Annotated in this window: 11 protein-coding genes; 5 read left to right on the forward strand and 6 right to left on the reverse strand. The window is 45.3% G+C overall.

Annotated elements, in window-relative coordinates; all coding sequences use genetic code 11:
• The first annotated feature begins 1 nt into the window (after position 1).
• From truB to A28LD_RS00575, 5 genes are all read left to right on the forward strand, one after another.
• Positions 2 to 973, forward strand: coding sequence for a tRNA pseudouridine(55) synthase TruB (gene truB, locus A28LD_RS00555; RefSeq protein WP_007419104.1), 972 nt, complete (start codon positions 2 to 4; stop codon positions 971 to 973).
• A 116-nt stretch (positions 974 to 1,089) separates the two neighbouring features.
• The gene (rpsO, locus tag A28LD_RS00560; RefSeq protein ID WP_007419105.1) at positions 1,090 to 1,359 is read left to right on the forward strand and encodes a 30S ribosomal protein S15; all 270 of its coding nucleotides are present in this window, start codon (positions 1,090 to 1,092) and stop codon (positions 1,357 to 1,359) included.
• Between the two features lie 203 nt (positions 1,360 to 1,562).
• On the forward strand, positions 1,563 to 3,671 hold the full coding sequence (gene pnp, locus A28LD_RS00565; protein ID WP_007419106.1) for a polyribonucleotide nucleotidyltransferase: 2,109 nt from the start codon (positions 1,563 to 1,565) through the stop codon (positions 3,669 to 3,671).
• A gap of 119 nt (positions 3,672 to 3,790) precedes the next feature.
• Complete coding sequence (nlpI, locus tag A28LD_RS00570) at positions 3,791 to 4,738, forward strand: lipoprotein NlpI (protein WP_007419107.1); 948 nt, start codon at positions 3,791 to 3,793, stop codon at positions 4,736 to 4,738.
• Between the two features lie 6 nt (positions 4,739 to 4,744).
• Positions 4,745 to 5,719 (forward strand): hypothetical protein, encoded by a 975-nt coding sequence (locus tag A28LD_RS00575; protein ID WP_007419108.1) that lies wholly within the window; start codon positions 4,745 to 4,747, stop codon positions 5,717 to 5,719.
• A gap of 49 nt (positions 5,720 to 5,768) precedes the next feature.
• On the opposite strand, the gene A28LD_RS00580 is transcribed toward A28LD_RS00575, so the two are convergent.
• The 6 genes from A28LD_RS00580 to A28LD_RS12415 form a co-directional block, all read right to left on the reverse strand.
• Entirely contained in the window at positions 5,769 to 8,195 is a 2,427-nt protein-coding gene (locus tag A28LD_RS00580) for a S9 family peptidase (protein WP_007419109.1), read from the reverse strand.
• 108 nt (positions 8,196 to 8,303) lie between these two features.
• A complete protein-coding gene (lipA, locus tag A28LD_RS00585; RefSeq protein WP_007419110.1) occupies positions 8,304 to 9,287 on the reverse strand; it encodes a lipoyl synthase in 984 nt (327 codons plus the stop codon).
• The gene (gene lipB, locus A28LD_RS00590) at positions 9,280 to 9,933 is read right to left on the reverse strand and encodes a lipoyl(octanoyl) transferase LipB (RefSeq protein WP_007419111.1); all 654 of its coding nucleotides are present in this window, start codon (positions 9,931 to 9,933) and stop codon (positions 9,280 to 9,282) included. The genes lipA and lipB overlap by 8 nt, the downstream gene beginning before the upstream one ends.
• Positions 9,934 to 10,057: 124 nt before the next feature.
• Positions 10,058 to 10,321, reverse strand: coding sequence for a DUF493 family protein YbeD (ybeD, locus tag A28LD_RS00595; RefSeq protein ID WP_007419112.1), 264 nt, complete (start codon positions 10,319 to 10,321; stop codon positions 10,058 to 10,060).
• A gap of 150 nt (positions 10,322 to 10,471) precedes the next feature.
• Entirely contained in the window at positions 10,472 to 11,635 is a 1,164-nt protein-coding gene (locus tag A28LD_RS00600; RefSeq protein WP_007419113.1) for a D-alanyl-D-alanine carboxypeptidase family protein, read from the reverse strand.
• Positions 11,636 to 11,787: 152 nt separating this feature from the next.
• Positions 11,788 to 12,597 (reverse strand): septal ring lytic transglycosylase RlpA family protein, encoded by an 810-nt coding sequence (locus A28LD_RS12415; RefSeq protein WP_007419114.1) that lies wholly within the window; start codon positions 12,595 to 12,597, stop codon positions 11,788 to 11,790.
• Between the last annotated feature and the right edge of the window lies 1 nt (position 12,598).

The following is a 12,598-nucleotide window of genomic DNA, read 5'->3' on the forward strand; positions in this document are numbered from 1 at the left end:
CGTGGCGCGGAAAACACGCGGCAGAGCAATTGATGGTGTTATTCTCGTTGATAAACCTATTGGCGAATCATCAAACCGAATTCTGCAACAAGTAAAAAGAGCCTTTTATGCCCAAAAAGCGGGCCATACCGGCGCTCTAGATCCTCTCGCTACAGGCATGCTGCCAGTATGCTTAGGCGAATCAACCAAGTTTGCCCAATTTCTACTCGATGCTGATAAAGCCTATCGAGTCGTTGCTGAGCTTGGTATTCGTACTAACACTAGCGATGCGGATGGCGAAGTAGTTGAACGCAAAGATGTTCATGTTACTGCTGAACAGGTTCAACAAGCACTTCCTCAGTTTCGCGGTGATATCAAACAGGTTCCATCAATGTTTTCGGCTTTGAAGCATGAGGGTAAGCCGCTATACGATTATGCTCGACGTGGTATCACAATCGAGCGTGAAGCAAGGCCTATCACTATCTACAGCCTTGAAGTAGTGAGTATTGATTTACCTTTCGTTACTCTTGATGTGCGTTGTAGTAAAGGAACTTACATTCGTTCTTTAGTGGATGATTTAGGCCAAGCTCTGGGTTGTGGGGCGTATGTGAAGAGCTTGCATCGAACTGCGGTTGGCGATTATCCAAGTGCGGATATGGTGCCACTAGCCGATTTACAAGCCATGGTAGCCGAACGCGATGATCCTGCGGCGTTTGATTATGCAGCGCTTGATGCGCTGTTGCTGCCTATCGATGCGCCGGTTACACAACTGCCACAAATGTTAGTTACGCAAGAAGATGGCTATGCACTTTTACATGGACAACCGTTAAGTGAACCACCAGAGCCAATATATGAAAGTGGTGAACGAGCAGTTGCGGCGCCGTTAGTGCGAATACGCATACAAGCTACCGGGCAATTTTTGGGTGTGGCTGAACGCCGGCCTACCGGAGAATATTGGCCGAAACGAGTATTGGTATTACCAGGTTCTCAATAATAGAGGTTTTGCGGCTGCGGCCTCTTGTTTTTAGTTCTTTGGGTGCGTATAATTCGCGCTCTTCGCTTGGGCTGAATTAGTGATTGGCTCGGGCATCATTAAACTGGAGTAACATTATGTCACTAAATGCAGAAACTAAAGCTCAGATCGTAAAAGATTTCGCACGTGCAGAAGGCGATACAGGTTCACCTGAAGTTCAGGTAGCTCTGTTAACCGCGCAAATCAACCATTTGCAAGGTCACTTCAAAAAGCACATCCACGATCACCATTCGCGTCGTGGTTTGTTGCGTATGGTAAGCCAACGTCGTAAATTGTTGGATTACTTAAAGCGTAAAAACGAAGTTAGTTATTTAGACGTTATCAAACGTTTAGAATTACGTCGTTAATAACGCACACAAAGGGGCCTTCGGGCCCCTTTGTTGTTTTCGAGCACTAAGTTTCGATAAGATGTATGCAGATGCTTTGCCATTGTATTTCGTTGTTGGCCAAGTATCCGTTATAATGGTTACGAAAATTGAAAAGTAAGAAAGCACAGGGCCCAGAAAAGAAAGGGCAAATTTGAGAAAGTAAGTTAAAGGAAAAAGAAAACGTGAATCCGATTATTAAACAATTTCAGTATGGCCAACACACGGTAACCTTAGAAACGGGCGCTATTGCTCGTCAAGCAACAGGTGCTGTTATGGCAAGCATGGATGACACAACAGTATTAGTGACCGTAGTGGGCAAAAAAGAAGCCCGAGCCGATGTTGATTTCTTCCCATTGACCGTAAATTACCAAGAGCGTACTTACGCCGCGGGTAAAATTCCAGGTGGCTTCTTCAAGCGTGAAGGCCGCCCATCAGAAAATGAAACGTTAACCTGTCGATTAATCGATCGGCCAATTCGCCCTTTATTCCCAGATGGCTTTTATAACGAAGTTCAGGTTATCGCTACTGTAATATCTTTGAACCCAGAAGTAAGCCCAGATATCGTGGCTTTAATTGGTACTTCTGCAGCGTTAGCTATTTCCGGCATTCCGTTTAACGGACCGATAGGTGCTGCACGCGTAGGTGTGGTTAATAACGAATACGTGTTAAACCCAACGCCAACGGAATTAAGTACTTCTGAACTTGATTTGGTTGTAGCCGGTACTGAAGCAGCCGTGCTAATGGTTGAATCGGAAGCAAACTTATTAAGTGAAGACGTAATGCTTGGCGCGGTAATGTATGGCCATGAGCAAATGCAATCAGTAGTTTCTGCGATCAACGAGTTTGCTGCTGAAGTAAATACCCCGAAATGGGATTGGCAGGCACCAGCAAAAAATGAACCACTTATCGCTGCAATTAAAGAATTAGCCGAAGGTAAAATCGGGGAAGCATATCGCATCACTGATAAAGGTGAGCGTAAAGCTGCCCTTGGTGTTGCATTGAAAGAAGTAATTGTTGAGCTGAAAGCAAAAGGCGAAGAGATTAATGATAAAGAAGTTGGCGATATCTTCCACGCGTTAGAATCAAAAGTTGTGCGTACTCGCATTACAGCTGGCGAGCCGCGTATTGATGGGCGTGAACCGGATATGATTCGTGCGATTAACGTAGGCACTGGTGTACTTCCGCGCGTGCATGGTTCTTCAGTGTTTACCCGTGGTGAAACGCAAGCAATTGTGGCCGCTACTTTGGGTACAGAGCGTGATGCTCAGAATATTGATGAAATTATGGGCCCACGTACTGATCGTTTCATGCTGCATTACAATTTCCCTCCGTACTGTGTGGGTGAAACTGGTATGGTAGGCGTGCCTAAGCGTCGCGAGATTGGCCATGGCCGTTTAGCGAAGCGCGGTGTATTGGCAGTAATGCCAAGCGTTGATGAATTCCCATATACGGTGCGTGTTGTTTCTGAAATCACCGAATCAAACGGTTCAAGCTCAATGGCTTCTGTTTGTGGTACTTCGTTAGCATTAATGGATGCTGGTGTACCAATTAAAGCTTCTGTTGCGGGTATCGCAATGGGCTTGGTGAAAGAAGGTGATAAATTCGTAGTGCTTTCAGATATCCTTGGCGATGAAGATCACCTTGGCGATATGGATTTCAAAGTGGCCGGTAGCAGCACTGGTATTACCGCTTTGCAAATGGATATCAAAATTGAAGGGATTACCAAAGAAATAATGCAACAAGCCTTGGCACAGGCCAAAGCTGCTCGTTTGCACATTCTTTCAGTAATGGACCAAGCCATCAGCACAGCACGTGATGATGTATCTGATTTTGCTCCACGTTTCCACATCATGAAAATCAACCCAGAGAAGATTCGTGATGTAATTGGTAAAGGTGGCGCGGTGATTCGTGAACTTACAGAATCAACCGGTACAACTATCGAAATCGATGACGATGGTACGATTAAAATTGCAGCTACTGATGATGCTTCTGCACAAAATGCAGTTAAGCGTATTGAAGCATTAACTGCTGAAGTTGAAGTAGGGCGTATCTACGAAGGTAAAGTTGCACGTATCGTTGATTTCGGTGCGTTTGTAACCATTCTTCCAGGTAAAGATGGCTTAGTACATATTTCTCAAATCAGCGATAAGCGCGTTGAAGATGTAAATGAGTACTTAACGGTTGGCCAAACGGTTCCAGTAAAAGTATTGGAAATCGATCGCCAAGGCCGCGTGCGTTTGAGCATGAAAGAAGCTCAGGAAGCACCAGCTGGTGAAGCCGAAGCTGAGTAATTGCTGCAAAGCTAATTGGTAGTAATCGTAAAAGCCGCAGAAGTTAATTTCTGCGGCTTTTTTGTAATTGCTATCTGTGGTGTAATGATTTAATAGATTTTCTATTTGGAGTGCAGATTGTGAAGCGAGCGGTTTTTAGTAAACAAACAAGTTTAGTATTTGGCTTAGCAATGAGTGCATTACTAATTTCGGGTTGTGCGGTATCTCCAAGTGAACCAGCGGTTAACGGCAGTTCTGAGGAAAATATTGAGGTAGCAGGGCATCGAGACGCGCAGCTTTACTTAGTAGAGCCGCTGCCGGCCGACCAAAATATGGAAATCGAATTATTGCAACTCACAGAAATACTTTACAGCGCAGATCTTGATGATGAGCAACGCGCAAGTGTTCTGCACCGCCGTGCGGTTACCTTCGATTACTTGGGTTTAAAAACCTTGGCGCTAGTTGATATTAACCAAGCTATCGAACTTAAACCTGATATGGCTGATGCCTATCATTCATTGGGAATCTACTTTGCTGAACGCGGCGAATACAATGGTGCGTTTGAAGCTTTTGATAGTGTTATTGAGTTAAATCCTAATCATGATTATGTGTATTTGAACCGTGGTTTAGCGGCCTATTATAATGGCCAATTCAGTTTAGCCATGAGTGATTTTGCCGATCATTACTTTCAAAATATTGAAGATCCATTCCGAGTAATGTGGTACTACTTTGCCGCTAAAGAAATTGATTCGGGAAGAGCGGAAGAGCAAATCAGAGAGCAATGGCAACAAGCCAACGGCGATGCTTGGGGCCAGAAGATTTTGGCCTACCTTGTGAATGAAGTAAGTGAAGATGATTTAATTCGCGAGGCTTTTGCCGGTAGTGATGATCAAACCCAACTAAATTACCGGTTATGCGAAGCCTATTTTTATATGGGTAAAGTAGCCGCGGCACAAGGGCAAAACTACAACGCCTTAAATTATTTTAAGCTAGCGCTTTCTACTAACGTATACCCATATCTCGAGCATCGCTATGCCCGCTCTGAAATCGCGCGATTACGTGAGAGTATCCGCACCGAGCAGGATTAATAGATCTTGCGTGCAAAAGCACAACAAGCTTTGAGGGTACTTGGTATTGTTATCGCCCTAGTATTACTGGTGATATTACTGCTCAGGCTAATTGGCCCACCAGTATCGATTCAGTTAGAAGGGTTGGCTACCAATACGCTAAATGAATCGCAAGTTGAGCTTTCTCAGCCACGTGTTATTGCAGAGGCTGAACATTGCGATATAGCGCTGAACTTTCATGGTCAGGAAGATGATTTTCTACTGGCGCAATATTGGCATCAGCGATTAATTGAAACGTTACTACCTGCCACTGCATCTGAAAATAGCACTGATCGGCAGAGCGAAGTAGCGGCAAACGTATCATTTTGCGCGGTTCTGCGGCACGATCTTTATACATCCGATTGCCATGAGCAGTTAGGCAGAGCTTGGTGTACTCCTAAGATTTCATATGGTGAGAGCACTGAGAACATCATCAATAAAAACAATGCACCAAGCGATAGCTTTCTTTCGAAACCACAAATTCATATTGTATTAACTGATTCAGGTTTAGCGAATACTCGCAATGGCGTGGTTTTTATCAAACGAAATGCCAGTGTACAAGTTTTGCAACATGAACTTGGGCATGCGTTGGGGCTAGCCGATGAATATGCAATGCACCCAGATTTGGCGCGGCAATTTTGCAATGGCGAGTTTAATTTTACGGCGAGCAACTTAGTGATAACGCATAAACAATGGTTTACACCAGAGGAAATGCGTGAATTCTTACAAGCCTTGCCATGGGCAGATTTTATTGAGCAACCACTAGGAACAAAAGATGCACACGGAGTTTGGCGACTAGGTTCGAGTGATACTCAGAAAATAGGGCTATTCGCTGCGAAAACATGTGAAGGAACAGGCCGATATGCTTGGAAACCGGTAGCAGAAAAAACCTGGATGGAGCAACATGAAATAGGTGAGGTTCCAGCACTTTATTTACGCCTTATTCAGCAACACCTCGAGTAACAAAAAAGCGCCTCATAAGAGGCGCTTTGCGTATAACTTGGTTTGTTATTTATTCGGCGCTTTCAACATCAGCGTTTTTAACAAACTCATCTAACCATTCCACCGTTTCCCACAACATGTGCAACACGGATTCCCGTGCACGATAGCCATGCGATTCCAATGGCAACATTACTAAGCGCACAACACCACCATTACCTTTAACTGCTTGGTAGAGGCGTTCGCTTTGCATTGGGAAGGTACCTGAGTTGTTATCATCGGTACCATGAATCAGAAGTAATGGTGTTTTGATTTGATGAGCCGAAAAGAACGGTGACATGGTTTGGTATAACTCAGGGTCATCCCAAATTGTGCGTTCTTCACGTTGGAACCCAAATGGTGTTAGTGAGCGGTTGTAAGCTCCGCTACGCGCTATACCGGCTTTGAATAGATCAGAATGAGCCAATACGTTAGCTGTCATGAAAGCCCCGTAAGAATGGCCTCCAAGCGCAAAGCGATCCGGGTCACTCACACCTAAGGAGGTACCAAATTCAATCACGGCCTTTGAGTTCATAACCAACTGTTCAATAAATGTATCGTTTGGTAGTTGCTCACCTTCACCAACAATCGGCATAGTAGCACTATCAAATACTGCATAGCCTTGTGTAGCTAAGAACTGTGGATTCCAGTAGCTAATGCGATTGAAGCGATAAGGTGAACCACTTACCTGAGCAGCAGCTGCTGAGCTTCTGTATTCACGCGGGTATGCCCACACGATAGTAGGTAATGGGCCATCAGTTTCTTTATCGTAACCGGCAGGCAAGAACAAAGTTGCCGACATTGCCAAGCCATCTTCACGCTCATAGTTGACCAATTCACGCGATATTTCCAATGTTTGGGGCATTGGATGCGGGGTACTGGTTAATGCACTAAGGCTATCATTTTTGACATCGCGAATGTAGAAATCAGGTGGTGTATCGATACTTTCCCGCTGAGTAAGGAAGGTTAACTTTGAGGCATCAATTACACTGCGCGGACGCTCAAAATAAGGTGCTTCAGAACGCCATAAACGCTCGGTTTCACCAGTGCTTAAATTACGGCGATCAATGAATGGGCGATCACCCTCATCGGAAGCGCCAGTGCCGGTAAGCAAGATATGGTCGTTATCAAGAATTAGAACTCGGCGGCCGTTTGCGAGCTGCTTGGTAAAAGGCATGCCTGGATCGTTGTAACGATCTTCTGAAGAGCGATCCCAGATGAGTTCTGGTGCTGAATCACCCTCTGGGCTAACACGCCATAAACGCTCGTTTCGGTCGGCCCACCAGCGTTCCCAAACTAATGCAGTTTCACCATCGGCAGCTAATAAACGGCTGAAGCGAAAGCTTAAATCAGCAAGTTTTTTCGGCTCTCCGGTAAATGGAGCCGCAAGTTGAAATACTTGATCGCGCACTTCTACATCAGCACGCGGATCGCCACCATCTGCGGCGTGTGCCCAAACCAAAGTTGCATCGGCATCATTCCGCCAATTGATACTGCGGCGAGAAGGAACAACTGCATCGAAGCCAATAGGTAGGTTATCAGCAATAGCTTGTTCTACAACAGTGTAAACGTTTTCACCACGTGCGTTCCAAACCGCTGTAGTGCGGGCAAAACGGAATTGTGGAACAGCATACGAATAAGGCTTATCTAGGTTCGTAACTAATACAAACTGGCTGTTTGGCGATAGGCTAATGTTGTTTATTACCGCTGGCTGGCCGAGGTTGTGCACACGGCCACGTTCGTCTATGCGCGCTACTTGGCTGCTAAAATAGTAATCAAACAATGCCTCATCATGGCTATCGGCTAGTAAATCCTGGTAAGTTCGAGCAGGTGCTGAACGGCCACGCGATTCTGTGATTACTGGGCCTGCTGGAACACGGCTACGCTTTGGAGCTGAACCGCGCTTACTATCTACGGTGAGCGTATACACTGATTTACTATCACTGCTCCATTCAACTTGCGCACCCCAAACCGCATTTAGATCAGCTTTCGACCAACGCTCGGCACGCCCACGCTGAGTATCAATACGCCATAAATGGGTGGCATTTTGCTCCATTTGTACGAACGCGATGTAGCGGTTATTAGGTGACCAAGATGCGTTGATAGCACGTAAGTTGTTGGGCAAACCACGAATTGCAATAGGTTCACCTGAGGCAACATCGATTAAACGAAAGCCAGAAATGTAACGTGCTTGTGCGGTAGTTTGGTTGTCTGGATTGATACGCATACCCGCCAAGCGGTATTCCGATGCGGCAAGATCCTCGAGCACCGGCAGCGCTGGATAATCGAGCACTAGCATCAGTTTGCCATCAGAGCTTAGGCTTGCTCCTGGTGCTGGGGCAGCATCAACGATATCAATAATTTCTTGGGAAGGTTCAAGGTAGCCGGTTTTTACCGGGTTTGCCCAAGCGCTGCTGCTAATAAGCAAGCAAAGCGAGAGCAGTATTGTAAGGGAACGCATAGCTTTCTCCAGATTTATAATTAGATGCGATAACTTCCTATCACACCTTGTTTTAACTTATAAATCCAGAGAAATGCGATTAAGCGCGAACAATCAACGATTGTAGGCTTATTTTACTTCGATCCCAGCCGCTTGCAGATCGGCATGGTAAGAAGAACGTACCAAAGGCCCCGATGCGGCTTGAGTGAAGCCCATACGATCAGCTTCTCGTTTAAACATTGCAAACTCATCAGGTGTTACATACCGCGCTACTGGAATATGGTGGCGGCTTGGCTGCAAATATTGGCCAATGGTGAGCATATCTACGTTATGCCGACGAAGATCTTCCATAACTTCTAGAATTTCTTCGTTAGTTTCACCTAAACCAACCATCAATCCAGATTTAGTGCGAACATCAGGGCGGCGTTCTTTGTAAAGTTTCAGCAGATCAAGTGACCACTGATAGTTTGCCCCCGGCCGCGCTGCTTTATACATGCGCGGAACTGTTTCCAAGTTGTGATTAAACACATCAGGGGCTTCATCGCTGAGGATATCGAGTGCAATATTCATGCGGCCACGGAAATCAGGCACTAATACTTCTACTTTAATGCTCGGCGTATGGGCACGAATTTCACGAATACAATCGGCAAAATGTTGCGCACCACCATCACGTAAATCATCACGATCCACAGAGGTAACCACAACATATTTCACGCCCATATCATGAATGGTAAGGCCGAGTTTTTCTGCTTCTTTCGGATCTGGCGGTAATGGCCGACCATGGGCAACATCACAGAATGGGCAACGGCGTGTGCAAATATCGCCGAGGATCATAAAGGTTGCGGTACCGTGATTGAAGCACTCAGGTAGGTTAGGGCAAGAAGCTTCTTCGCATACTGAGTGCAAACCATGCTTGCGCATAGCTTGCTTAATTTTATCAATTTTATCAGTTGAGCGCGGAAGTTTAACCTTCAACCAATCTGGTTTACGCAGCATTTGCTCGCGCTCAGTGGGTAGCACTTGGATTGGAATCAGCGACATTTTATCTGCGTCGCGTAATTTTTCTCCGGCTTCAAGTTTAGCCGTTTTGATAGACGTTGCTTGTTTAGACATTACGTTCTGGCAGCCCCGTTTGTTCTTCAATCTGAATGTAACTAAGTTGTTCTGCAAAAAGCTGCACAACATGCTTAGCTGCTTGTTCAACACTATCAGGGCCACCGTGGGCCGAGGTTTGTGTCATTACCATACCGGCATAACCGCATGGGTTTATTCGTGAAAATGGTGATAAATCCATGTTTACATTGAGCGCTAGGCCATGAAATGAGCAACCTTTGCGAATTCGCAAACCTAAAGAGCATACTTTTTCTTCGCCAATATACACGCCGGGTGCATCAGGGCGAGGTGCAGCGCTAATACCATGCTTTGCAAGCGCCGCAACAACAGTATCTTCTATCGCCGTAACGAGTTGGCGAACACCCATTTTGCGCCGACGTATATCTAGCATAAAATAAACTACCAACTGACCGGGCCCGTGGTAAGTTACTTGGCCACCGCGATCTACCGGAACAACAGGAATATTTCCTGGGGCTAGCAAGTGCTCTTCTTTGCCCGCTTGCCCTTGGGTAAATACTGGCGGGTGCTCCACAATCCAAAGCTCATCATCGGTATCTTCATTACGAGAATCGGTAAAGTTTTGCATCGCTTTCCAAACCGGCTCGTAATCCGTGTTTTGGAGCTGGCGGACAATTAACTTGCTCATTGCGCTATTATACTCCGCTGTATCGGGAACTCCACCCGATAAAGGTTGTGGTTATTCATGATTATGCGTTAGAGGGTAAACGTTGCCGTGGCTTATTGCGATCAGCCTCTATGTCGTTAAGGTGTTACAAAACGTAGCGGACTTTTTCGATGTCAGATAAGCTTTTGTAAAGAGTTTCTACATGATGTTTACTTGTCACCACAACGCATACTGAAATCGACCAGTAATTCCCTTTACTCGAAGGTTTGATTTCCGGGCTGTAATCGCCAGGCGCATGTTTCTGAATTACAGATATAATTTCATCTGGAAGTGTTTCAGAAGCAACCCCCATTACGCGAAATGTAAAATCGCATGGGAAATCGAGTAGTTCATCAAATTTCGTGTTCATTGTACTGCTCCCCAAGCCCGCGATGGTTAATGTGGCTTGAATAAATCAATTACGCGTTAAATAAACAAAAATCTCCGTTGAAAGCGGAGATTTTGCCTAAGTGTTAAACCTTCTTGCCAACAATATGGTGCCGACAAACTCAGATTTAAACTATTCGTCGCTAAAATTTTGCTTAATGCTATCCATTATACGCTTAAAGAAGCCACCTTGCTCGATTGCTTGCAAGGTTACTAATGGGAAGCTGGCAATATCTTCACCATCAAGCGTTAGATTTACAGTGCCTACAACTTGGCCCTCGGCTAACGGTGCTTCTAACACATTATCAAGAACAAAATTTGCATTTAGGTTCTGGCGTTGTCCGCGTGGAAGGGTAATAACAACATCTTCCCCAGCACCTAATTTAATTTCATCAGCACTGCCACCCCAAATACGTTGCGTGGCCATTTCATCACCTGCGCTGTATGCAGTTACTGTTTCAAAATAACGGAAACCGTAGTTGAGTAACTTTTTCGATTCGGCTGCACGAGCTGCTTCGCTTGCGGTACCCATTACCACAGTTATTAAGCGTGTTTCACCATCAACGGCCGAAGTAACCAAGCTGTACCCGGATTCTGTAGTGAAGCCAGTTTTCATACCATCTACGTTTAGGCTACGATCCCAAAGCAAGGAATTACGGTTGTATTGGCGAATGCCATTAAAAGTGAATTCGCGCTCTTTATAGATCTCGTATTCTTCAGGAACATCTTGAATCATTGCACGCGCCAAAATTGCCATATCTCGAGCACTTGTCCGCTGGTCATCAGCAGGTAAACCATGAGAGTTGGCAAAGTTGGTATTAGTCATGCCAAGCTTCCCAGCGTATGCGTTCATTAAATCGGCAAATGCACTTTCGGTGCCGGCAATGTGTTCGGCCATAGCAACACAGGCATCATTACCAGAGGCGATAATAATTCCATAGTTCAAATCTTTTACTGAAACTTCTTTGCCAACTTCGATAAACATTAAAGAAGAGCCAGGAAAGTTACGTGCCCAAGCATTTCGGCTAATAGTTACCATATCCGTTTCGGATATATTACCACTTTGCAGTTCGCGGCCAATAATATAGCTGGTCATAATTTTGGTTAAACTGGCAGGGCCGTGTAACTCATCAGCATTTTCACTGGCAATAATTTGGCCCGTAGTATAGTCCATCATGACATAGGCACGTGCGTTCACGTTCGGTACTGGTGGCACAACAGATTGAGCACTGGCAACGCCTTGAAAAAGAACCAGAGCAATGCTCATCAGAACAAATAAAATTCGGTTGCTATTCATAATTACAAAGTTTCTCTTCAGTTAAACGGGCTTTAAGATCATTATGCTGAATGCCGCTGCTTTTATGGGAGGTAATATTCTTTCAGCTACTGCAATTGCCTAATTAGCAAGTGTGCAGAGTATACCAAAAATATGTATTTACCGATATGTGTTTACGGGCTTTGGCTAATTGGAACGCGGAATATTCCATCAAATCCATCAGCCTGTAAACGGTTAATCCACTGCATGGTTTGTTGCTCAGTAAACGGGCCTAATAATAAACGATTCAGACCATTTTGCAGCTGAGTAGTTGCATCTAACGCATAAACTTCTTGTAAACGTAGCTGTAAGTTCTCTAAGTTGGCAGCTTCTCTTGCTGCTGCAACCTGTATGAAGTGGGTATATTCATCACCGCTGCTCTCTGCAGCCAGAACATTACTTTCTCGGCTTGGAGTAATAGCCTCGATATGAACTCGGCCAGTGCCTGTTCTATCAATGCCAAGGGCATAGGCGGCTGCATAAGAAAGATCAATAACTCGATCTGGATGAAAAGGACCTCTATCGTTTACGCGGACCACAATTTCCTTGTTGTTATCAAGGTTGGTTACCCGCACCCAGCTGGGTAGAGGCAAGGTTTTATGTGCTGCGGTTAGGCCATACATATCAAAAAACTCACCCATTGAGGTGCGATGGCCGTGAAATTTCTGCCCGTACCACGAGGCTATTCCTACCTCGTTATAGCCCTCATTTGTATCGAGAACATAATATTGCACACCATTCACTTGATAGGGCAAGTTACCAACTCGGCTCACCGGTTCGTGCCGAGGTTCTACTTGGTAAAGTTCTGCTGCTGTTGGCACTCTTGCCGGAGCTTGATCTTGATTTAGGCGGTAACGTTGGTTGTTGGTGGAACTTGCACAACCAGAAACGAGGGCAGATAGTATGCATACCAAGATAATTTTATTGGCCGCTGTTTCGAGCATA

It is taken from the genome of Idiomarina sp. A28L (genome assembly GCF_000218785.1).
Classification (GTDB): domain Bacteria; phylum Pseudomonadota; class Gammaproteobacteria; order Enterobacterales; family Alteromonadaceae; genus Aliidiomarina.

Excerpts from the sequence above, each read along its gene's own strand:
- A28LD_RS00600 (WP_007419113.1), bottom strand. The coding sequence starts at position 11,635 with ATGAATAGCAACCGAATTTTATTTGTTCTGATGAGCATTGCTCTGGTT.
- A28LD_RS00580 (WP_007419109.1), bottom strand. The coding sequence starts at position 8,195 with ATGCGTTCCCTTACAATACTGCTCTCGCTTTGCTTGCTTATTAGCAGC.
- lipB (WP_007419111.1), bottom strand. The coding sequence starts at position 9,933 with ATGAGCAAGTTAATTGTCCGCCAGCTCCAAAACACGGATTACGAGCCG.
- A28LD_RS12415 (WP_007419114.1), bottom strand. The coding sequence starts at position 12,597 with ATGCTCGAAACAGCGGCCAATAAAATTATCTTGGTATGCATACTATCT.
- ybeD (WP_007419112.1), bottom strand. The coding sequence starts at position 10,321 with ATGAACACGAAATTTGATGAACTACTCGATTTCCCATGCGATTTTACA.
- rpsO (WP_007419105.1), top strand. The coding sequence starts at position 1,090 with ATGTCACTAAATGCAGAAACTAAAGCTCAGATCGTAAAAGATTTCGCA.
- lipA (WP_007419110.1), bottom strand. The coding sequence starts at position 9,287 with ATGTCTAAACAAGCAACGTCTATCAAAACGGCTAAACTTGAAGCCGGA.